This window comes from Synechococcus sp. BO 8801 (assembly GCF_002252675.1).
Classification (GTDB): Bacteria; Cyanobacteriota; Cyanobacteriia; order PCC-6307; family Cyanobiaceae; genus Cyanobium.
Map to the genome: position 1 here is coordinate 32,850 of NZ_NQKY01000001.1, position 21,652 is coordinate 54,501.

Sequence of the window (21,652 nt, forward strand, 5' to 3'; positions counted from 1 at the left end):
GCGCGGAGCGTCGCCCGTCCCCGATCGGCTGCTCAGCCCCCGCAGATGGTCAGGCCCGGCATCAGACGACAGAGCGGTTGATGCCGGAGCGGACGGACAGGCCGAGCAAAGCCAAGAACGGGATGATGGCGCCGCCGGCCACCCCTCCCTAGCCTTCAGCCCATACTGGCGAAAGAGCCTTGGTGCAGGCAGGAATCCGCCCGCAGCTCATGCCCGGCGAGAAGGTCCTCGCCCTGCATGATCTGCAGCGCAGCTACACCAGCTTCGAAGCGTTTCAGCCGGAGCTCGCCGACCTGCTCCAGCAGGGCAGCCTGCTGGACGAGTGCGTCGCCGTGACGCAGACCCTGGGACTGCTCGAACCCCTCACGGGCGAGCACATCCCGCCGGAGGCGCTGCAGATCCAGGGGCCGAACTATCGGGAATCCCTGGTGGCCAACGGCCTGCTGAGCCGCAACCGGGCCGTGCTTCGGGTGCTGGAGCAGGCCTGCGGATCTCTGGACGCCCTGGCCCGCCAGGAGGTGTACCTGGCGGAGGCGCTCAGCGGCCTGGCCCTGTGGCTGCAGCGCCGGCTGGGGGCGGGCTCGCTCGTCTGCAGCGAATACCTGGAGGGCGCGGAACTGGCCGGCAGCGATCTCCTGCACCAGGACCTCTGCGCCCTGACGTTCCCGGAGGCCCGCTTCGACGTGGTGCTGTGCAACGAGCTGTTCGAGCACGTGCCCCAGCTGGAGGTCGCCTTCCGGGAGATCGCCCGGGTGCTGCGGCCGGGTGGGCGGCTGGTGGCCACCTGCCCGCTGGCCTTCGGTCAGCGGGAATCGATCGTGAAGGCCCGGCACAACACGGAAACGGGTCTGCCGGAACTCATCGGGGAGCCCGAGCGCCATGGCGATCCGATCCGGCCGGTGGGCGGCTCGCTCGTGTATCGGATCCCGGGGTGGGAAGTGCTCGACCAGTTGCGCGCCGCCGGCTTCGTCGAGGCGCGGATTCACCAAATGGCCAGCTGGAAGTACGGGGTGCTCGGATCCGATCTCCCCGGGGTGCTGGTGATCGAGGCACAGCGCTAGAGCGGAAGGCCTTCCGCGGCTGATGAAGCGCTTGGCCATGGCACGTGATGCACGAAAGATATTCAGCAAAGCTTCATGCGATTGCCATGCTCTCTGCTGAAATCGTGGCGGAATTGGGGGTAAGTTGCTAAGGATTATTTCTAGTCAAAAGTCGGATCTCGCTGACCTGTGCCCGTTGATTCTCTCGATCGCAAAGCACTGCAGATCAGGCTCCTTGGGAATCCTGTTTCCCTGAGCGACTGGGATCGCCTGGCTGCCTATGTCGGCACCCATCGTGCGTCAGGCCATCCGATTCACCTTTCTTCAGGTGAGGAGCCTGGCTCCCCAGTGGCGCCTGTATCGGCTCCACCGGAGCCTGACCCCCTGCTCAATCGTCCGGCAGCCAGTGTCTTTGTCGAGCCCGATATTCAACAGCTGAGTTCGGAGGCCCTGTTCCGAAAAGCCAAGCAGTTGGTGGATGAAGAGTGTTTCAGCGAGGCCATCTCCCTGACGGATCGCTGGCTGGCCAGCACGACGGAGGACAGTGCAGATCCGATGCTGGCCTTCATCCGCGCCCACGCCCATCGGCAGAGCGGGCTGCCCGAGGAGGCTCTGGCTATCCTGCGCCCGTTCCGGGAGCAGGCGAGCAACCCCTGGATCCCCTTCGAGCTCGGTCTGATCCACAAGGCCCTTGGCCAGGCGGATGAGGCCTACCTCTGCTTCCGCGAGGCCAAGGGCCTCCAGCCTGAATTCACCTGGGCCTCGATCGAGGCCGACCGCACCACCGCGGAAGGCAACGTCCCCCTCGGCCGCCTCGATGCGATCACAGCCCAGGTCTGTGAGACGGGCGCCGCCGTTGATGTGCATCTCGATCGCAGCCTGCGCTGCGGGCCGCTGCTGCTGCTCATCGGCTGGTGCCGGGAAGCCTTCGGCAGCGGCAGCCTGTTCCGGCTGAGCGACCCGCTGATGCCCGGCGCCCATGCGGTGGGATCGGCCACGTTCTATCACCGCCCCGATGTGTGCCAGGCCCTGGGTCTGCCGGAGCATCAGAACCATGGGTTTGCCGTCCTGATCGACGGCTCGGGCTTCCGGCGCTGGTCGGAGCTCGGCCGCCTGCCGTTGATCGTGGAACCCGAAGGCGAAGAGAAGGCACGCGTCACCTCGGTGGAGATCTGCCTGGCGGAGGTGCCCGAGGAAACCAGCACGCCCCGCTTCTTCGAGGCGGCGTTGGGTGTGTTCCGGGTGTCGATCGACAGCGGCAACCGCTGGCCGGATTCCCTGCGGCTGTTCACCCCCCACACCGTGAGGGCGGCCTCCGGGTTGTTCGCCCGGCACGTGGCCGCTGAACGCCATGATGTTGAGGTCCACTGGCTGACGCGCACCCCGTTGACACGGGCGCCATTGGCCTCGGTGATCTTCGTGCAGCTGGGCTCCTTCCTGGCGGCCAAGCCGGCCATTCTGCAGCTGGCCAAATCCGGTTTGCCCCTCGAGTTGATCGTTGTCAACAACTCGCCCGAGCTGTTCTCAGAAACCTTCCACATCCTTGATCGCTTTGCCGACATACGTCCGGGCCTGCGGATCGGCATCCTCAACAGGGCCACCAACCTGGGCTTCTCGGCCGGATGCAATCTCGGTGCTGAACATGCCACCGGTGAGTGCCTGCTCTTCCACAACAACGACCTGTTCGCCGACTCGGTGGGGGATTACAAGCAGCTCATCACCCGAGCCCTCAACGAACCGAATGCGATCCACAGTGCCTTTCAGTACTTCACGGACGGCACCCTGATGCAGGAGGGCCTCACTGCCACGCGACTGACAACCGCCAAGGCCGGCGCGATTCCTCTTTTCAATGGTTTCTCCGTGGGCCGCAACCAGACCCGGGCGGAAGTGATCGCCTGCTCAGGGTCCCTGATGGCGATCAGCGCGCCGCTGTTCAACCACCTGGGTGGCTTCAGCGAAGAGATTGTGTATGCCCACTTCGAGGATTTCGACCTCTGCCTGAGAGCGCGACAGGAAGGAATCCCTGTGCGGGTCTGGGACGATATCAAGTTCTACCACGCTGAAGGGACTGGATCCGTGGCGCCCTATCACCTCAGTGGGACCACCAGCCATATCAACCGCTTGCTGTTCTCCCTGAAGTGGCGGCGAGTCCTGGAAACCATGGATCTACCTGTGGAGTATTCGCTGTGAGCCGTTACGACCTGGTGATTCTGAGCCTTTTCCATCCCAAGGTGGTGCATGGCGGGGCACAACAATGTGCCTATGATCTGTTTTTGAATCTGCGCAAGTATTCCAATCTGAAGGTGTGCTTCATCGGCGCGACATCGCCCCAGACAAACCTGAGGACCAAGGCCTCTGCCTATCTGCGCAAGGTGCCGGGAGCGGAGGATGAGTTCTACTTCTTCACCGGAGAATACGATTATTTCTGGCATAACTGTGTCGATTCGCGTGCCGTCAAGGACCTCACCTTGTTTCTTCGCAAGCTGGAGCCCCGCTCGGTGTTCCTTTCGCATTACATGCACATCGGTATTGATCTGCTCGGTCTGCTGCGTTTCGCCCTGCCGGAGGTGCACATCAGCGTGGGACTGCATGAAATGCTGTTTGCCTGTCTGGCCGATGGTCAGATGGTGAAGAAGACGAACGGCGGCCTGTGCAGCAAGGCCGAGCCGGAGCTCTGTGCCATGTGCTTCCCCCATATCACCGCCGACACCTTCATGGCCCGGCACAAGCACAACGTGGATCTGCTGGAGATGGCCGACAGCTACATCGTGCCGGCCAGGCACCTGGGGGGCGTGCTCGTGCGGGAGATGGGAATCGATGCGCAGCGTGTCCATGTGATCAACCATCCGATCGATCTGGAGCGCTACCCAGCGCAGGCGCCGATGCCGGAATCCAGCTCCCAGAAGCCGATTCGGTTTGGCTTTTTCGGCCAGTTCGTGGACAACAAAGGCATTCACGTGCTGCTGAAGGCTGGCGATCTTCTCAACCGCAGTCAGCCCCTGCGTCCGTTCCAGATCGTGATCAATGGTGGCAACAAGAATTTTGCCTCCGGCGATTACCAGGCCAAGGTGGAGGGGATGATCAGCGACAGCCATGCCTGGGAGCATGGAGAGGTGGTGGAACTCGGCGGCTACACGCACGACGAGCTGATCCGCCGCATGGCTGGTGTCGATGTGGTGGTGGTCCCCTCAACCTGGCCCGAAGTGTTCGGGCTTGTGGTCACCGAAGCGTTCGCCTGCTACAAGCCGGTGATCGCTGCCTTCATCGGCGGGCTGGCGGAGCGGGTCCAGCACGGTGTGGATGGCTTCAACTTCGTGGCCAGGGATCCCGCCGATCTTGCCGCCAAGATGGCTCTGTTTCTGGAGATGGAGCACGACAGATACCTCCAGATGGCCCATGCGGCCCATCAGACCGCCAGCCGATTGACTCCGAAGCGGGCGCTGGAGAGTTACTACAAGGCTCTCGCCGTTGGAGGCCACGGATGATTCACCTGAGCGTCGCGCTGCCGCTTGGCATCGACTCGGTCTTCTTCAGTTTTATTGAGCGGCTTGCTGTCCAGAACGGCCATGCCTGCCTGGACCCTCCTGCCCAAGGGCTCGACGCTGATGCGCCAAGCGACTGGATCACTTCGCTCAGCCGAAGCAGACAGCACCATTTTGTGATTGGCTATCGGTATCCTCCTGTGTATTGGAAGCAACTTGTGGCTCAATCTGCAACGGTCGCTTTGCTTTCCGATGCCGATGGGATCCTCCGGCAGGTCGATCGTATCCAGCGGAAGGAGCAACAGGCCGGCGGGGTTGCTGATCTTGCGACGAGTCTGCACGGTATTCGTCATGCTCTTGACGCTTTGATTGAGATGGCTGAGTGGATGCTCCATGAAGGGGCCGATACCACCACGATTTTCCCACCGGCGGTTGCCTTTCTTTCCCAGCCCATGGCAGCCTTCCGCCGTCTCGAAGATTTCTATTCCCAGGCTGGTGTACCCATGGCCACATCGTGCTGGGAAGGCTTCGCGGCAGAGGCGTATCCGCATCTGGATCAGGTTCAGCCCGTTGCCACAGATCTTCGTCACGCGATGCAGCGCCAGCTGACTCTGGAGGAATCGACACCTTCAAGGCTGGAAGCTCTCGAGGCCCTCTTTCATCAGGAACCATGAGTGATCGTTCCAGGCCTCCGCAGGCCATCCCTTTGCCATCCGTCACCGTAGACCACCCACCATCCATGAAAGCCCCTATCTTCATCATTGGCTATCCAAGATCAGGAACATCATTCGTTGGAAAACTGATTGCAACGTTCACCAGGCTGCCCTCGCACGGTGAGGCCCATACGCTGACCCTGCTGCAGGAAATTCATCATCAGGTCAATCTTTATCGCCGGCGCACCGACTTCACGGGTAAGGAGCTTGTCAAGCTCCTTGACCTTGACGAACTGAAGGATACCAATACAAGGTTCTTTCGGGAATTTTATCGAAGGACCTATGGGAGTGATCAGTTCATTGATAAGACCCCCGGTGCTGTGGCCTGCCATGGTTGGGGAGTGGTGAAGGAAGTCTTTCCGGACGCCGTCTTCATCGCTTGTGTACGCAGTCCGGTAGAAGTCTATGAGTCTGCAGCGTTGAAGTTCGGCGGCCGTGATGGTGAACGTCCTGCCACAGATCCTGTCGAGGTGGCTACGGGCTGGGTGTCCGCGATGCGAGGGATTGAGCAGCTCCTTGCTTCCCCTTACGCCCCTGATTCCCATGTTGTCTCCCAATTGCAGCTTCGCTCTGATCCCGCCACGACGGTCACCAAGCTGTTTAGCTTTCTTGGTCTGCCCGATAGCGTGGTTGACGATGGGATTGCGCTTTGTAGTCAGTCTCGAGAGGATGTTCTGACAGCCTCCATAGAAAGACCCTCGTATAAAACATTGCGTCAGGCCAGTCTTCCTGATGCTCAGGCTCGGCAATTCCGTGAGATCTGTGCTCCGGTCTGTGAGGATTGGGGGATTGAGCTTTAGCGAAGTCGCCAATCGCATGCGTTTTCGCAGGCATTCTTCGCTTCACGTGATTACCGTCACCCCCGATCACTCGTAACTTGACAATAAAACTATACAATCCTACCCTTCGGTAGCTCGACATCAACTGGTTCATGGCAAACCTGACGGGTGAGCAGTCTGCCAGCTTGGATGAAGCCGGCCAGTTGCTGAAGAACGGCCAACTGGAAGCTGCTGAGCGGATGCTGTCTGGTCTTGCCCAGACTCCAGGATTTGCGCCGACCAGACTCTTTCTGGCCAAGTTGTGTGAACTCCTCGATCGGCAGGGTCGCGACGAGGAGTTTCTTTCCAGGGTCAACGAGTTCAAGCAGCGATTTCCCCGGGCGCACAATCCATACATGCTGGCTTACCTCTTCTTTCTGAGGCGAGAAGACATCCCGTCGGCGGCGCAGGAAATTGGCTCCTGCCCTGAGCAGTTTATTTCACATATACCGACCAGGGCCGCTGTTCTTTATGCCGAGGCTCGCCTCAGGATTCACCAGTCACATCTGAGCATTGATCGAAGCTTCAGGAGGCCCACGCCTTCAGACGACGCGCCCCTTGAGCCTGTTGACGATCTCGCCATCTGCATGATGGTGCGCGATGAGGCTGATGTGATGATGTCCAACCTGTTGCATCACTATCAGTTAGGGTGTCGCAAGTTTGCCGTGATGGATAATCTCTCCAGGGACGGCACGGCTTCGGTTGTCTCCAGGTTCGCCAGGCTGCACCCAGACTGTACGGTCCTTCTCGTGCAGGACCCCATCGAAGGCTATTACCAGGCCAAGAAAACACAGGGTCTCTGTCGCCTGGCAAGGGACTGCTTCGGTTGCGCCGGAGATGAGTTGAGGCTGATCTTCCCGCTGGATGCTGACGAGTTTGTTGATCTTCCGCCAGGGGTCGGATTTCGATGGCTGGTGGACCGAATGATCGAGAGAGAGTCGGAAGTTGTTGTCTTTCACCTGTGCAATGCAGCGAGCAGCTCGCTCGTCCACTACGACGAGAGACAGGATGTCTATGGGACCATTGATGTCGTTGAGGCCTGCTCAGGTCAGATTGTCACCAAAAATACCTTCAACCCCCGTTTTGTTTCGGGACTCACCATGGGCAACCATGTGTTGGCACATGGTGATCTTTCCCGTGACAAGATCTTTGTGGCCTGCGAGGTCGGGGCTCGCATCATTCATTTCAAGTATCGCAGTCCCAGGCATGTGGCATCCAAGATTCTCAACGGTGGTCAGGCCGTCAATGCAACGAAGTTGGGTCAGCACTATGCCCTTCACTGGAGAACGGCCTATGCGGACATGCAGCAAAGGGGCTTCGTCGTGGCTGAAGAGATGTTTGAATCCTACTGTCTGGCGACGGCCAGGTCTTCTGGACGCCTGAATATTCCACCCTGCAGAATCTAGGCCACTGCTCGGCTCCGTAACTCCGTCGTTCGGCCTTGACGGTGATGCACGTCTGTCACTCTCTTTGGCCAGAATTCACGCCTCTTCTGTCATTACCTTGGCTGTCAAAGGACCTGCTGCTCCCTGCCCCTGACTTCCTGCCTCTCGTCCCGCCCTTCGCCGTGGTTGGCAGGCTTGCTGCTAGGTGATCCGCTCGGGAGCCTTGTTCGATGCTGTCGGTTTCGAAAGGATCAAGGCCCCCAACGCCCATGAGTGCCTGTTAACGTCCCCTTTATCTTCGTAGGCCTTGCCTTGGCCCTTTTGGATCCAGTCTCGGGCGCTTGCGCTGGCCACGCTTACTCGGCCGGAGGTTGCTTCTGCCTTCCATCAAGTCTGACGTTGTCGAACTGCCCCAGTCTCCAGTTGACTGACGCCCTCCAGTCCCGTCCTTGGTCTCTTTTTCGGTGATTGGCGGAACCCGTTCCGGTCGCGCGCGTATCTCGCTTGCATCGTCCACCCTGACCATGCGCCACGTTGGGTTGTTTCGATTTTTCGTTTTGAGGCTGGATCAGCTGGGGCGGCAGAGCCCAGTCTCGGCGACCCGCATGGAATCATTCAGGCCAGGAGAATGAACCACATTCTTTACATCATTGGTGCTTCTGGATCAGGCAAAACAAGCCTGGCGCTTCGCCTGTCCAGGATCGCCCATGTCATCCATACCGACCAGCTTGCCCTGATTGCGGCCATGCGGCTCTGTCCGTTCTGCAAGCCCGGATCTGCAGGGGACTGGGGGCTTTGGCAGGCGCTGCTGCAGCACACATCGGCGATCGAGGCCCTGCATTATTCGTTCCTTCAATCGCACTCCATCTGCCTCTCCTTCCAGGGGCCCATCATCATTGAAGGCACCATTCTGGTCTGGGAGCAGTGGCGAGCAGCCTTGCGCGCCAGCCTCGCCATGGCAGGCGTTGACATGTCCAGGGAGTCCTTTCTTTGGCTCGATCCCTCACCTGAGGAGATCCACCGCAACATCCTGGAGCGTGCCAGGGGGAAGGAGGCCCAGCTGTCCCTGGGCCAGGTCCAGGACGCATGCTTGCGCTATTCCAATCTGGTTCTTGACCAGCCCTTTGCGAAACACAGCAGCAGCAGTCGTCTTGAGCAGGTGATCCAGGGCCTTGTAGGTGCACCAGAGACAGGACGCGGCTGATTCAGCTCCCGGCTGTGGTGACTGTCGCCTTCGATGGTGCGCCCGGGCTTGCATCCACCACCTGCAGGCTGAACTGGGGCGCCAGTGATGCCCGTGCCCAGACTGCAACCGTCTCGGCGTCGCTCCACACCACCAGCTCCACCAGATCACCGATCCGCTCGCCCGCCAGGCCCTCTCGCGGCGCCTCCATCTGCAGGGCTTGGGGCTTCAGCGCCTCTGCCGTCCAGCGCTGCTCCATGGCGGCGCGCCCCAGGTCCAGCGGTGGACCGTCCAGCACCAGTGGGAACACGCGCAGCCGTGCCTCGCCGGTGATGGAGAGCGACACCCGCCAGCGGCTTCCCGGCTCCAGCAGCGCATAGAGGGGAACCCCCGGCACCAGCCGGCCGCTCAGGCGCCGGTGGGGCCGTCCGTGGTTGTGGGGCTCACAGCACTCTTCAGCCAGATGGCGGATCGCCTCGGGTATCAGGGCGGGGTCGGCGGCGCGGAAGAACTGCTGGTCCGGGAAGCCGATCGCATCGGCCATCGCCCGCCCGTACACCTGCGCCTGGGTCTGGGCGTCGAAGTCCCCCTGGGCGAAGAACTGCCGCGCCGCCTGGAAGCTGCCCTGCAGACCCTCGCCGCCGTGCAGGTGGAAGTAGAGGCAGTTGTAGAAGCCGAACTTGATGCTGGCCCCATAGGCGCTGCGCACGGTGGTGAGGTGGGCGCCGCCGCAGAGGGCCTCCGGCAGGAAGTCCTCGCTGGCCACCGCCGCCTGCTCCACCCCCACCAGCCAGAGGTAGTCGAGGTGGCGCTCGGCCGTGATCGCCCCGCGCTTGAACGCGAACGGTTTGCGGGCCACCAGCGGGCTGCCCGGCTTGCCGCACACCAGATTCAGGTAGGTGAAATTGACGCAGTCGAAGCTGGCCACCACCGCCGGGCTGGCCCAGAAACGCTCCACCGCCGCCCGATCCAGCAGCAGCAGTTCATCGGCATCCACCGACAGCACCACGTCGCCGGCCGCCAGCCCGTAGCCGTGGATCCGCTTTTCCCGCTCGCCGGCGAACACGCCGTGGTGGTACTGGATCGGCACCCCCAGCCGCCGGGCGAGCCCGCCGAACAGCCCGGCGGCCCGGGGGCTGGGCTGCTCCAGATCCCGGCCCACCAGCGGCTCCAGCAGCTCGCGGGTGAACTGGAACGGCCCGTCGTTCACCACGATCTCGTCGACCCAGGCGAGCCGCTCCACCACCCGCTCGATGAAATCGAAGTCCTCGAAGAACTGGATCACCACCGAGACGCTGGCCATCGGCTCAGCTCCGCACCCAGATGCAGCGGCCGACACGCTGCAGATGGGCTTCCAGATCCTGGGAAATCTCCCTCCGCAAGGCCATATCCACCTGCCAGGGCAGCAGCAGCTCATCGATCGCCGCCATCAGCCGCAGCCGGTCGCGGTGGCTGAGCTCCGGGCCCTCCAGGCAGAGGTCGATGTCCGATCCGTCCCGGTGGCGTCCCATCGCCCGTGAACCGAACAGCCACACGGCCTCCAGGTGGTCCTGGGACTCGAACACCTGTTGCAGCCGTTCCTGGGACCGCTCAGGGATCCCGGGGATCGATCCCATCGGGGTGGTGGAGGGCTGGGGGCTCATGGCGTCGGCTCCTGCTGCAGCATCTCCAGACGGGCCCGCAACTGTCGGTAGCAGGCCAGATAGTTCTGGCCGATGTGCCCGGCGATCGCGTCGGCGGTGGAGCGGTTGTAGGTGTGGCTGGTGAGATTGCGGTCCTGAATCATCAGCATCCAGCTCTCGCCATCCTCGATCCGCCCCAGACGGAATGATTCCTTCAACGTATCCCGTGAACCGAGCAGTTGCTCGTTGCCCTTGCTGAGCAGGAGATCGCGCAGGGTGTTCCAGGCCAGTTCGAAGGTGTACTCGAACGCCTTGATCAATCCCTGGTGCTCACGGGCGTTCAGTTCAGGGGGCTGGAAGAACGTCTCCAGCTGCTCCAGCGCCCGGCAGTAGTTCGAGAATCTCTGCTGCCAGCGGATGTCGAGATCGCCCATTGGCTCAGCTCCGCACCCAGTCGGTCACGCCGCCGGGCCGGTCGATCAGCTCGATGCCCTCGGCGGCCAGCTCGGCCCGGATGCGGTCGGCGGTGGCGAAATCGCGGGCGGCCTTGGCGGTCCGGCGCTCTTCGATCCGCTGCTGGATCGCCGTCGCCGCCTCCGCTGCCTCGGCAGGGGTGCAGACCGCCGCTGCGCTCGCCGCCTCCGCCTCCAGCCCCAGCACCCCGGCCAGCTCCAGGAGCAGCCGCCAGCGGGGCTCCAGCTCCGCCGCCTCGCCGGCGGCTTCGGCGTCGCTCCCCCCCCGTTCCAGGCGGTTGGCCAGGGCCCGCAACGGCCGGGCCAGCTCGAACAGCACCGCCAGGGCCGCCGAGGTGTTGAGGTCGTCGTCCATGGCGGCGGCGAAGCGCTCCCGAGCCCCGGCCAGCTCCTCGCCGATCTCGGCGGCACTCGCCACAGCGCTCCCGGCCGCCGCTGTGGTCCCCCATCCCAGGGCCGCCCTGTGACGCTCACCCAGGCCGAGGGCGGCGTCCAGTCCCTTCCAGCCGGTGGCGGCCGCCGCCAGGGCCTCGGCGGTGAAGTCGAGCGGCTTGCGGTAGTGGGCCTGCAGCACGAACAGCCTCAGGGTCATCGGGCTGACGCCGCTCTCCAGCAGGGCGCGGATCGTGGTGAAGTTGCCCAGCGACTTGGACATCTTCTCGCCGCCCACGTTGACCATGCCGTTGTGCAGCCACCAGCGGGCCAGGGGCTGGCCGCTGGCCGCCTCCGACTGGGCGATCTCGTTCTCGTGGTGGGGAAAGATCAGGTCGGCACCACCGAGATGGATGTCGATCGTGGTGCCCAGCTCCTCGCGCACCATGGCCGAGCATTCGATGTGCCAGCCGGGCCGGCCTGCGCCCCAGGGCGAGGGGAAGCTGGGTTCGCCCGGCTTGGCCCCCTTCCAGAGCGCGAAATCAAACGGGTGGCGCTTGCGGGCCTCCTCCGCCTCGCTGGTGCGGCCGCTGGCCCCTTCCTGCTGCTCCTCCAGCGTGCGGCCGCTGAGCTTGCCGTAGCCGGCCTGCCGCATCACGGCGAAGTACACGTCGCCATCGGCTGAGTAGGCCGCCCCCTTGGCCTCCAGCTCGCCGATCAGCGCACGGATCGCGTCCAGGCTGCGGGTGGCCCGCGGCATCCGGTCGGGGGGAAGGATGTGCAGGGCGGCCATGTCGGCCTGGAAGGCGGCGATGTTGCGCTCGCTCACCACCTCCATGGAGCTGCCCTCCTCCTCGGCCCGCTTGAGGATCTTGTCGTCGATGTCGGTGAAGTTCTGGACGAAGGTGACGGCATAGCCGCTCCACAGCAGATAACGCCGCAGCACATCCCAGACGATGTAGCTGCGGGCGTGGCCCAGGTGGCAGAGGTCGTAGACCGTGACGCCGCAGCAGTAGATCGACACCCTGCCCGGCTGCAGCGGCTCGAACGGCTCGCAGGTGCGGGTGAGGGTGTTGGTGAGCCGCAGGGTCAATGGCCCGCTCCCGCCACGGCTCCCGCGCCAGCACCCGCCTGGCCCAGGCGGCCGCCGCCGTAGCCGGCCCGGCTGCGCACGTTGGCGCACCAGTCGTCGTGCTCCAGGTACCACTGCACCGTTGCCCGCAGGCCCTGCTGGAAGTCGTGGCGGGGCTGCCAGCCCAGTTCGGTGCTGATCCGCTCCGGGTCGATGGCATAGCGCCGGTCGTGGCCGGGCCGGTCGGCCACCGGGGTGATCAGGCCGGCGTGGGGGGCACCGTCGGGCCGCAACTCGTCGAGCAGGGCGCAGATGGCGTGCACCACCTCCTTGTTGGTGCGCTCCCCATGGCCACCGACGCAGTAGCTGCGGCCCACCTCGCCGCTGGTGGCGGCCAGCAGCAGGGCCTCGACGTGGTCCTCCACGTAGAGCCAGTCGCGCACGTTGGCCCCGTCGCCGTAGAGGGGGATCGGCTCACCGGCGGCGGCCTTGAGGATCACCACCGGGATCAGCTTCTCGGGGAACTGCCAGGGCCCGTAGTTGTTGCTGCAGTTGGTCAGCACCACCGGCAGCCCGAAGGTGTGGTGCCAGGCCTGGACCAGGTGATCGCTGCCCGCCTTGCTGGCCGAGTAGGGGCTGCGGGGGTCGTAGGGGGTGGTCTCGGAGAACCGGCCCGTGGCCCCCAGGGAGCCGAACACCTCATCGGTGCTGATGTGGTGGAAGCGGAACAGCTCCCGCCGCTCCGCCGGCAGCCCCTCCCAGTGGGCCCGCACCGCCTGCAGCAGGTGGTAGGTCCCCATCACGTTGCTGACCAGGAAGGCGCCAGGATCGTCGATCGAGCGGTCGACGTGGCTTTCGGCGGCCAGGTGCAGCACCAGGTCCGGATCGGCCTGCCGCACCGCGGCGGCGGTGGCCTCCCCGTCGGCCAGGTCCACCTGCAGCAGCCGGTGCCGCGGCCCGTCGGCCCGCTCCGCCGCCGGCCCCAGCTCCGCCACGGCGTTGTAGATGCCCAGCAGGTCGCTGGCGTAGCCCATCTTGTCGAGGTTGAACACCGTCGCGGTGCTGTCCCGCAGCAGCCGCCGCACCAGCGCCCCGCCGATGAAGCCCGCGCCGCCGGTCACCAGGATGCGGCGGCGGCCGGCAAGCAGCAGCGGCAGGTCGAGGGAGGGGTACGGATCCATCGGTGTGGGGCGAGACGGGGTCGGGGTGTTCAGGCCTGGGGCAGGGGAATCCGCGCCAGCACCTCAGCGAGGGCGGCCTGCCAGTGTTGCCCCTCCAGGTCCAGGGCGTGCCGGGTGGTGGTGCCATCCAGCAGGGAATAGGAGGGGCGACGGGCCGGGGTGGGGTAGTCGGCGGTGGTGATCGGCCGCACCCGGGCCGGGGTGTCGATCAGCCCCCGGGCCGCCGCCAGCATGCCGATGGCCACGGCGAAGTCGTACCAGCTGGCGGCACCGCAGTCGCTCCAGTGGTGACGCCCGCTCACCCCCCGTCCGATCACCCGCCAGCAGGCCTCGGCCAGGCCGGCGGTGGCCGTGGGGCAGCCCACCTGGTCGGCCACCACCCCCAGGGACTCGCCGGCGGCGGCTTTCGCTCGGTGCAGGCGCAGCATGGTGAGGCAGAAGTTGGCCCCCACCGGCCCGTACACCCAGCTGGTGCGCAGCAGGCAGAGGCGATCGGCGCCCAGGGCGGCCGCCGCCCGCCGTTCCCCCTCGGCCTTGGTGGCGCCGTAGACGCCAAGGGGGGCCAGGGCCTGCTCCGGGGCGTAGGGATGGCCCTGCTCGCCGTCGAAGACGAAATCGGTGCTCACCTGCAGCAGCCGGCCGCCGGACTCGGCCAGGGCCTCGGCGAAGGCCCCGGGGGCGCCGGCGTTGACCGCTTCGGCCAGCTCCGGTTCGCTCTCGGCCCGGTCAACGGCGGTGTAGGCGCCGGCATTGAGCACCCAGTCGGGCCGGTGCCTGTGCACCGCGGCGCGGCAGGCGGCCGGATCGGCCAGATCCAGGTCATCCCGTCCCGTCGCGATCAGGTCGATACCGGCGGGGACGCTGGCCAGCAGGGCCTGTCCGAGCTGGCCGTGGCGGCCGGTCAGCAGCACCCGCACCGGTTGGGGCATCGATGGCGGCGGCACGGCTGGCGCAGCCTACCTGCGCCAGCCAACCTCGCCGCCATCAGTCCCGCAGCACCTCCCCCTGGACAATCTGCACCGGCTTGCCGTCGAAGGAGCGGAACCGGAACGAGAGCGGCCGCTCGGCGTACTCGGCGGAGCGCTTGCGCAGAATCTCGATCGCCACCTCCTCGCCCAGGCGCAGGCTGCGGGTGTTGTCGCTGCGCCAGTGGACGCCGCCCATCGAGCGGCCCATGGCCACGTTGCTGGCCAGCTTGTTGAGTTCGCCCCCCACCGTGATGCGCTCCGCGTCGGAGGACGCGGCCGGGGGGTAGGGCATGGGCGGGCCGAACGCCTCCAGGTCGGTGCCGGTCCGGCGGTAGCCCGGCTGCAGCAGCTCCAGGGGGGGGTTGGGGTCGGGGGAGTCGGGCGGATCCTTGGGACCCATCCGCTCCGCTCCAGCCCTGGCATTGGCCGCGGCGTAGATGTCGCGCAGCCGTGCGTCCTCGTCGAACCAGGCCTTGAGCACCGTCACGCAGGCGCCGGCCACGGTGGCATGGCCCGCCCCGTAGGCCGGGTGGCTGGGGGAACCGGCGGAGAAGGCCATTGGCAGGAAGAGGGTGGCGGCGCCGCCGGGAAGGGAGGCGTTGTGGGCGCTCACCGCGGCGAGGGTGTCACCCACGGCGCTCTGGAAGTCCGGAACGGTGGGCACCGACGTCTGGAGGCCGTAGTCCCGCAGGCAGCCCTCGTGGCCGTTGCGCTCCATCTGCAACAGTCCGCCGAACACCTCCGGCCGGCAGCGACGGTGCACCAGCCACTTCTGCCGCCACACCACCTTCAGCGCCCGGCTGGCCACCTCGGACACCACCGTCAGCAGGTCGGGTCCACCGAGCGAGGCGAACGCCCCCTCCCTGGAAAACCGGTTGCCGCCATAGGGATTGCCACCATCGACGGGGGCGTCGATGTTGAGCAGGAACAGGGCGGCATTGAAGTAGGCCTGATGCAGGGCATCGCGGTTCACGAACCGAGCCAGATCACGCATCGTGCTGATCAGGCGGCGGCCGTTGCCCGGTGGGTAGTAGGTGGCGCCCCGGTGCACCTGGTCGCCGTAATTGTTGCCGTTGCCGTAATCACGGCCATAGCCGTCCTTGCCGGTGTTCTGCGCCAGCAGCCAGTCCGCGTGGGTGACCAGGAAATCCCGCTTGGCGATGTAGGGAACCTGGCTCTGGTCGATCGTCTGGGTGCCGTAACCGACGTTCTGCAGGAAGAACTGGCTCAGCAGTGGTCCGGCGTCCTCGCCGGGCAGGCCGCTGCGGAAGAGGGTCTGAAGGTCGATGCGGGCGCCGCCGCCACCCTGCGCCAGATCCAGGGGGGTGCGCAGCCGGCCGGGATCGCTGTCGAGGCGCACGGCGGCATCGAAGCAGCGGTTCACCGCCTGGCGGGCCGTCCCGATCCGGCTGGCGACGCCGTAGCCGAGCTCTCCGTCGTGTCCGCCCACGTCCGCAAAGCCGCTCGTGGGCTGACTGCGGTCGAACTGGAAGGCCACCAGAGGCGCGTCGCGCAGCAGCGCCATCCAGTACAGCTCCACCATTTCCGCCGTGGCGGAGATCGACTGGATGCTGGGTGCCGGTGGCATCTCCAGGGATTTCGGGTCGGGCCCGAAACCCTCGGCCGCCGCGCCGGCCAGGGGGCTGGTGAGCTTCGCCGCCGCCTTGCCCAGCGCCTGGATGGCGGGGGTGTCACCTGAGCTGATCTTGAACGCCGTCTGGGGGACATCCGTCGAGGACGGGGCCACTGGGCCCCCCGGCACGCTCTCGAAGTTGATCGGTGCACCGGCCTCGATGGCGACGCAGGTCCGCTCGAAGAGCCGGTAGGCGGCCACGTCCACCTCGCCGAAGCGGTTGTGGGGCAGGGTCTTGTGGAAATTCCCCGCGAAGGGATGTGGACCGGTGACGAGGTTCTCGTCCTGATTGGGGGTGGGGCTGGCCATGGGATCCGTGCCTCTTGGCTGGGCCCCATGACTGTCGGGTCGCTCCCATCGAATCGGCTTGATCGTGGTGCCCGGCGGCTGGTGGGATAGCGACACCGTGCTGTCACCGGGATGCCACCCCGACGCCAGGTGGTCTGACGCGGCTATTTCGCCTCCATCCAGTTGGGGCCGACGCCGGTGTCGACCGCCAGTGGCACCAGCAGCTGCACCGCCTGCTCCATGGTGCGGCGGGTGAGCTCCCGCACCTCCTCGAGCGCCTCCGGGGCCGCCTCCAGCACCAGTTCGTCGTGCACCTGCAGCAGCAGCCGGGCCGGCAGGCCGGCCTCGCTGAGCGCCCGTTGCAGGCTCACCATCGCGAGCTTGATGATGTCGGCGCTGGAGCCCTGGATCGGGGCATTGGCGGCCGCCCGCAACTGCTGGGCCTCCATGCCGCCGCGGCGGGCCACCTCCAGGTCAATGTCCAGCGGATCCTTGCCGAGCAGCCGGCCCAGGCCGCCGGGATCGAACTGGAACGGCCGCCGCCGCCCCAGGATCGTCTCCACGTAGCCGCGGCTGAGGGCCAGCCGCTCCTGCAGCTCCAGGTAGGCGAACACCTTCGGGTAGCGCTGCTTGTAAAGGCTCAGGAACTCCTTGGCCCGGGCCTGGCCCATGCCGGTTTCACGGGCCAGCCGCTGGGCCCCCATGCCGTAGATCACCCCGAAGTTGATCGTCTTGCCCAGCCGCCGCTCCTCCGGCGTCACCGTGTCGGTCTCGAGCAGCAGCCGGGCGGTGAGGGCGTGGACGTCGTCGCCTTCGTTGTAGGCCTTCACCAGCACCGGCTCGCCCGAGAGGTGGGTGAGGATGCGCAGCTCGATCTGGGAGTAGTCGGCGCTGATCATCCGCCAGCCCTCCTGGGGCAGGAAGGCCTTGCGGATGCGGCGGCTGAACTCGGTGCGGATGGGGATGTTCTGCAGGTTGGGGTTGCTGCTCGACAGGCGCCCGGTGGCGGTGACCGCCTGGTTGAAATCGGTGTGCACCCGCCCGGTCTCGGGTTCCACCAGGGCCGGCAGCGCCTCCACGTAGGTGCTCAGCAGCTTGCTGAGGGTGCGGTGCTCCAGCACCAGCTTCACCACCGGATGGTCGTCCTCCAGCTTCTCGAGCACCGCCGCATCGGTGCTCCAGCCGGTCTTGGTGCGGCGGGATTTCTTGCGGTCGAGCCCCAGGGTGTCGAACAGCAGCTCCCCGAGCTGCTTGGGGGAGGCCAGGTTGAAGTCCACCCCCGCCGCCGCCTGGGCCTCCTGCGCCAGCCGGGCCAGGGTGGTGCTGAGCTCCTCGGCCAGCTCCTTCAGGTAGGGCACGTCGATGCGGATGCCGGTGGCCTCCATCTGGGCCAGCACCGGCTCCAGGGGCAGCTCCACCTGCTGCAGCAGCAGGGGCAGCTGGGGCCCCATCGCCGCCAGCTGCTCCGCCAGCACGGCGCCCAGGCGCCGGGTGAGGTGCACGTCCATGGCGCAGTAGAGGGCCGCGGCCTCGATCGGCACGTCGGCGAAGCTCTGACCCTTGGCCACCAGGTCGCCGTAGGACGTCGGCTGGAGGCCGAACTCCCGCGCCGCCATCGCCTCCAGGCCATGCTTGGCGTTGGCATCCCGCAGGTAGTCCGCCAGCAGGGTGTCCATCACCACACCGGCCAGGGGCAGCCCATGGCGCAGCAGGATCAGGCGGTCGTACTTGGCGTTCTGGAGCGCCTTGGGGTGCCCGGCGCTGGCCAGCCAGGGCCCCAGGGCCAGCAGCACCGCGTCCAGGGGCAGCTGCTCCGGCGCCGGGGGGGCCGCGGTGAGCAGGTCGGGGGCCGGTGGGCTGTGGTGGCCGATGGGCACGTAGGCCAGATCCGCCAGCCCCTCCCCCCAGCAGACACCGATCCCCACCAGCTCCGCCTTGAAGGGGTTGAGGGAGGTGGTCTCGGTGTCGATGGCGACCGGTGCCGCCGGGTCGGTGCAGCCCATCAGCCGCTCGACCAGGGCGGCCAGGGCCTCGGGGGTGGTGACCAGCTGCGGCCGCAGGGCGGGCAGGGCCGGATCCCCCCCGTCCTCCGGGGAGACGGTGGCGTCCGGGGCCTCAGGCGCGGCCGCGGTTGGGGCCGCCGGGGTGCCGGGGTCCGGGGCCGGGGCCGTGGCAGGGGTGGCGGCGGGCTCGGGAGGCTCCGAAGAGAACAGGCGGGCGAAGCCCTCGGTCTGCTTCACCAGGCTGAACAGCTCCAGCTCGGCCAGGCGGGCCCCCAGCCCCTCGCGGTCCACCCGCCCCAGGGCCAGGCGGGGCTCCTCGGGCAACGGGATCTGCACCAGGATCTCCGCCAGCATCCGGGAGCGGAAGGCGTTCTCCCGGTCGGTCTCCAGCTTGGTCTTCAGGGCCCCCTTCTGCTCGTCGAGGGCGGCGTAGATGCCGTCCAGGTCGCCGTGGGCCTTGAGCAGGGTGAGGGCGGTCTTGGGCCCCACCCCCTTGACGCCGGGGATGTTGTCGGAGCTGTCGCCGGTGAGGGCCTTGAGGTCCACCACCCCCTCCGGCGGCACCCCCAGCTTCTCGATCACCTGGGCGCGGCGGATCTCCGTGGGCCCGCTGTTCTTGGCGTAGGGGCCGCCGCCCATGTAGAGCACGCTGATGTCGCGCTCGTCGTCCACCAGCTGGAACAGGTCACGGTCGCCGGAGAGGATCCGCACCCGCCAGCCCTCGCCCGCCGCCCGGTTGGCCAGGGTGCCGAGCACGTCGTCGGCCTCGTAGCCCGGCGCCATCGACAGGGGCAGGTTGAGGCAGTCCCTGAGGATGGCCTGCAGGTTGGCCAGATCGGCGAAGAAGTGCTCCGGGGCCTCCTCGCGGTGGGCCTTGTAGGCGGCGTCCGCCTCGTGGCGGAAGGTGGGTTCGGCCGTGTCGAAGGCGATCACCACCCCCTGGGGCCCCAGGCCTTTGCAGTTGTCCAGCAGGGCCTTGAGGAAGCCGTAGGTGACGCTGGTGGGCACCCCGTCCTTGGTGGCCAGTCCACCCTCGCCGCCCTTGGCGAAGGCGTAGAAGCTGCGGAAGGCCAGGGAGTGGCCGTCCACCAGCAGCAACAGGGGCTTGTCCCGCTCCATGGCCGTTCCCGGGATCCGTCCGCCGTCCGCCACAGCCTGCCATCCGGCGGCCCGGAAGCGCCGTGAAGGCCACCGGCCGGGCCGCCTTCAGCCGCTGCCGCCAGTACCGCTGGTGGCTGGAGCGGGTGTGGGAGCCCCAGGGCAGCCGGCTGCTGTTCATCGGCCTGAACCCCTCCCGCGCCGACCATCGCCACGACGACCCCACCCTGCGGCGGCTGATGGCCTTCGCCGCCGACTGGGGCTACGGCGGCCTGGAGGTGCTGAATCTCTTCGCCCGCATCAGCCCGAGCCCGGCGGCCCTGGCCCTCGCCGCCGATCCGGTGGGCGCCGCCAACCTGGCCTGGATCCGGCGAAGGGTGCGGGCCACCCGGGCCGGTGCGCCGCCGTCGCTGATCTGGCTGGGCTGGGGCAACGGCGGCCGCCGTTCCGGCCAGGACGAACGGATGCTGGAGCTGCTGGACCCCCACCGCTCCCGGCTGGTGTGTCTCGGCCTCACCGCCTCCGGCGCCCCGCTCCATCCCCTCTACCGGCCGGCCACAAGCCTGTTGCGGCCATTTGGGGCATCCTGTGGGCAGTCCGACGCCGCCGTCCGCGCCCCATGGCCCGCACCCCCCGCCGCTATGCCATCCACCTGTTCCTGAGTGGCGGCCACCACCAGGAGGTGCACTTCAACACCCTGGAGGACTTCCAGACCTGGTATGGCGGCGTGCTGAACGCGGCGGCCCTCGACACCTTCGTGAACGTGCCGATCAGCGACCTGACCAGCGAGTTCCTGGTGCTGCGGGCCGGCAGCGTCCAGGCGATCCGGGTGGAGCCGATCTACGGCGCCCTCGACGACTGAGGATCAGAGCGAGGTGGCGATCCGCCCCCGGTCGCTGCCGAGCCGGTGCAGCAGCAGCCAGGTGGTGAGCAGGTCGGGCCCCTTGAGGCTGCCCAGCAGGGCGGCCCGCAGGCCCTTCATCAGCACCCCTTTCTTGACGCCCGCCGCCGTGGCGGCGGCCCCCAGCAGCGCCTGGGCGGCTTCGGTCTCGAGCGGCCCCTCCGGCAGCTGCTCCAGCAGGGCGCTCAGGGCGGCGCGGCTGGCCTCGTCGGCCCGCAGGGCCAGGGCCGCCTCATCCGGCACCGGCGTCTCGAAGAAGGGGGCGGCCTGGTCGACCCCGTCCGCCAGCAGGCTGAGGGAGGGCCCCAGCAGGGCGCAGAGATCCTCCTGCCAGGCGACGTCAGCGCTGGCCCCCTCGCCCCAGCCCCGGGCCTGCCAGAGGGGCAGCAGCCGCTGGCGCAGCTCGCCGGCCGCCAGTCCGTGCAGCACCTGGCCGTTGAGCCAGTTGAGCTTGTCCCAGTCGAAGCGCGCCCCGGCCCGGTTGACGCGCTCGAAGGAGAACACCGCCGCCGCCTGCTCGAGGCTGAAGCGCTCGCCGATGCCCTCCGGCGGCGACCAGCCCAGCAGGGTCATGTAGTTGACCAGGGCTTCGGCGGTGTAGCCCATGGCGCGGAAATCACCCACGGAGGTGACGCCGTCGCGCTTGGAGAGCTTGCGACCCTCCTGGTTGAGGATCAGGGGGGTGTGGGCGAACTGGGGCGGCGTCAGCCCCAGGGCGGCATAGAGCAGCAGCTGCTTGCCGGTGTTGGCGATGTGGTCCTCGCCGCGGATCACGTGGCTGATGGCCATGGCGGCGTCGTCCACCACCACCACCAGGTTGTAGAGGGGGTCGCCGATGGCATCGGCGGGCGCCCGGCGGGCGATCACCATGTCGCCGCCCAGGTCGCTGCCGGCCCAGCGCATCTCGCCGCGCACCAGGTCGTTCCAGGTGATCGTGGCGCCGTCGTCGATGCGGAAGCGGACCACCGCTTCGCGCCCCTCGTCGATGTAGGCCTGCTGCTGCTCCGGGGTGAGATCCCGGTGCAGGTTGTCGTAGCGGGGGGCCCGGCCCTCGGCCTGCTGGCGCTCCCGCATGGCCGCCAGTTCGGCGTCACTGGCGAAGCAGCGGTAGGCGTGGCCGCCCTCAAGCAGTTGCTCGATCGCGGCCCGGTGGGCCTCGATGCGGGCGCTCTGCACCACCGGCTCCTCGTCCCAGGTGAGGCCCAGCCAGCGCAGGCCATCGAGGATGTTCTCGGTGTACTCGGCCTTGGACCGTTCCCGGTCGGTGTCCTCGATGCGGAGCAGGAAGGCGCCCCCCAGGTGGCGGGCGAACAGCCAGTTGAACACCGCCGTGCGGGCGGTGCCGATGTGGAGGGTGCCGGTGGGGCTGGGGGCCAGCCGAACGCGTACGGGAACCGCTGCGGCCACGGAATCGGCTCCA

The 21,652-nt window shown here is 66.9% G+C and carries 18 protein-coding genes; 9 read left to right on the forward strand and 9 right to left on the reverse strand.

Annotated features, from left to right (window positions below; translation table 11 throughout):
* Positions 1-209 precede the first annotated feature (209 nt).
* The 7 genes from CJZ86_RS00165 to CJZ86_RS00195 all read left to right on the forward strand — a co-directional run bounded on the left by CJZ86_RS00165 (position 210) and on the right by CJZ86_RS00195 (position 8,642).
* Positions 210-1,061: a class I SAM-dependent methyltransferase gene (locus CJZ86_RS00165; RefSeq protein WP_094583951.1), complete on the forward strand. Its 852-nt coding sequence runs from the start codon at positions 210-212 to the stop codon at positions 1,059-1,061.
* Between the two features lie 453 nt (positions 1,062-1,514).
* A complete protein-coding gene (locus CJZ86_RS00170; protein ID WP_158219469.1) occupies positions 1,515-3,230 on the forward strand; it encodes a glycosyltransferase in 1,716 nt (571 codons plus the stop codon).
* Positions 3,227-4,525 (forward strand): glycosyltransferase, encoded by a 1,299-nt coding sequence (locus tag CJZ86_RS00175; RefSeq protein ID WP_094583953.1) that lies wholly within the window; start codon positions 3,227-3,229, stop codon positions 4,523-4,525. Before CJZ86_RS00170 ends, CJZ86_RS00175 begins: the two co-directional genes overlap by 4 nt.
* Positions 4,522-5,196: a hypothetical protein gene (locus tag CJZ86_RS00180; RefSeq protein ID WP_094583954.1), complete on the forward strand. Its 675-nt coding sequence runs from the start codon at positions 4,522-4,524 to the stop codon at positions 5,194-5,196. The genes CJZ86_RS00175 and CJZ86_RS00180 overlap by 4 nt, the downstream gene beginning before the upstream one ends.
* A gap of 65 nt (positions 5,197-5,261) precedes the next feature.
* The gene (locus CJZ86_RS00185; RefSeq protein WP_158219470.1) at positions 5,262-6,035 is read left to right on the forward strand and encodes a sulfotransferase family protein; all 774 of its coding nucleotides are present in this window, start codon (positions 5,262-5,264) and stop codon (positions 6,033-6,035) included.
* 131 nt (positions 6,036-6,166) lie between these two features.
* Entirely contained in the window at positions 6,167-7,459 is a 1,293-nt protein-coding gene (locus CJZ86_RS00190) for a glycosyltransferase family 2 protein (protein ID WP_094583956.1), read from the forward strand.
* A 607-nt stretch (positions 7,460-8,066) separates the two neighbouring features.
* Positions 8,067-8,642, forward strand: a complete 576-nt coding sequence (locus tag CJZ86_RS00195) for an AAA family ATPase (RefSeq protein ID WP_094583957.1) — start codon at positions 8,067-8,069, stop codon at positions 8,640-8,642.
* Position 8,643: 1 nt separating this feature from the next.
* On the opposite strand, the gene CJZ86_RS00200 is transcribed toward CJZ86_RS00195, so the two are convergent.
* From CJZ86_RS00200 to polA, 8 genes are all read right to left on the reverse strand, one after another.
* Positions 8,644-9,924, reverse strand: a complete 1,281-nt coding sequence (locus CJZ86_RS00200; protein WP_094583958.1) for a glycosyltransferase family protein — start codon at positions 9,922-9,924, stop codon at positions 8,644-8,646.
* A gap of 4 nt (positions 9,925-9,928) precedes the next feature.
* Entirely contained in the window at positions 9,929-10,264 is a 336-nt protein-coding gene (locus CJZ86_RS00205) for a nucleotidyltransferase domain-containing protein (protein ID WP_198960034.1), read from the reverse strand.
* A complete protein-coding gene (locus tag CJZ86_RS00210) occupies positions 10,261-10,677 on the reverse strand; it encodes a nucleotidyltransferase substrate binding protein (RefSeq protein WP_094583959.1) in 417 nt (138 codons plus the stop codon). Before CJZ86_RS00210 ends, CJZ86_RS00205 begins: the two co-directional genes overlap by 4 nt.
* A gap of 4 nt (positions 10,678-10,681) precedes the next feature.
* Complete coding sequence (cysS, locus tag CJZ86_RS00215; protein ID WP_094583960.1) at positions 10,682-12,181, reverse strand: cysteine--tRNA ligase; 1,500 nt, start codon at positions 12,179-12,181, stop codon at positions 10,682-10,684.
* On the reverse strand, positions 12,178-13,341 hold the full coding sequence (rfbB, locus tag CJZ86_RS00220; protein WP_094583961.1) for a dTDP-glucose 4,6-dehydratase: 1,164 nt from the start codon (positions 13,339-13,341) through the stop codon (positions 12,178-12,180). The genes cysS and rfbB overlap by 4 nt, the downstream gene beginning before the upstream one ends.
* Before the next feature lie 29 nt (positions 13,342-13,370).
* Positions 13,371-14,270: a dTDP-4-dehydrorhamnose reductase gene (gene rfbD / locus CJZ86_RS00225; RefSeq protein ID WP_094583962.1), complete on the reverse strand. Its 900-nt coding sequence runs from the start codon at positions 14,268-14,270 to the stop codon at positions 13,371-13,373.
* Between the two features lie 55 nt (positions 14,271-14,325).
* The gene (locus CJZ86_RS00230) at positions 14,326-16,251 is read right to left on the reverse strand and encodes a phosphatase PAP2 family protein (RefSeq protein WP_094583963.1); all 1,926 of its coding nucleotides are present in this window, start codon (positions 16,249-16,251) and stop codon (positions 14,326-14,328) included.
* Between the two features lie 143 nt (positions 16,252-16,394).
* A complete protein-coding gene (gene polA, locus CJZ86_RS00235; protein WP_094583964.1) occupies positions 16,395-19,352 on the reverse strand; it encodes a DNA polymerase I in 2,958 nt (985 codons plus the stop codon).
* Positions 19,353-19,414: 62 nt separating this feature from the next.
* On the opposite strand from polA, the gene CJZ86_RS00240 reads away from it, so the two are divergent.
* Together CJZ86_RS00240 and CJZ86_RS00245 are read left to right on the forward strand one after the other, a co-directional pair.
* Complete coding sequence (locus CJZ86_RS00240; protein ID WP_094583965.1) at positions 19,415-19,993, forward strand: DUF1643 domain-containing protein; 579 nt, start codon at positions 19,415-19,417, stop codon at positions 19,991-19,993.
* Complete coding sequence (locus tag CJZ86_RS00245) at positions 19,951-20,193, forward strand: hypothetical protein (RefSeq protein WP_094583966.1); 243 nt, start codon at positions 19,951-19,953, stop codon at positions 20,191-20,193. Before CJZ86_RS00240 ends, CJZ86_RS00245 begins: the two co-directional genes overlap by 43 nt.
* 3 nt (positions 20,194-20,196) lie before the next feature.
* Here the strand turns inward: CJZ86_RS00245 and gltX are convergent, their stop codons facing one another.
* Complete coding sequence (gene gltX / locus CJZ86_RS00250; RefSeq protein WP_094583967.1) at positions 20,197-21,639, reverse strand: glutamate--tRNA ligase; 1,443 nt, start codon at positions 21,637-21,639, stop codon at positions 20,197-20,199.
* Between the last annotated feature and the right edge of the window lie 13 nt (positions 21,640-21,652).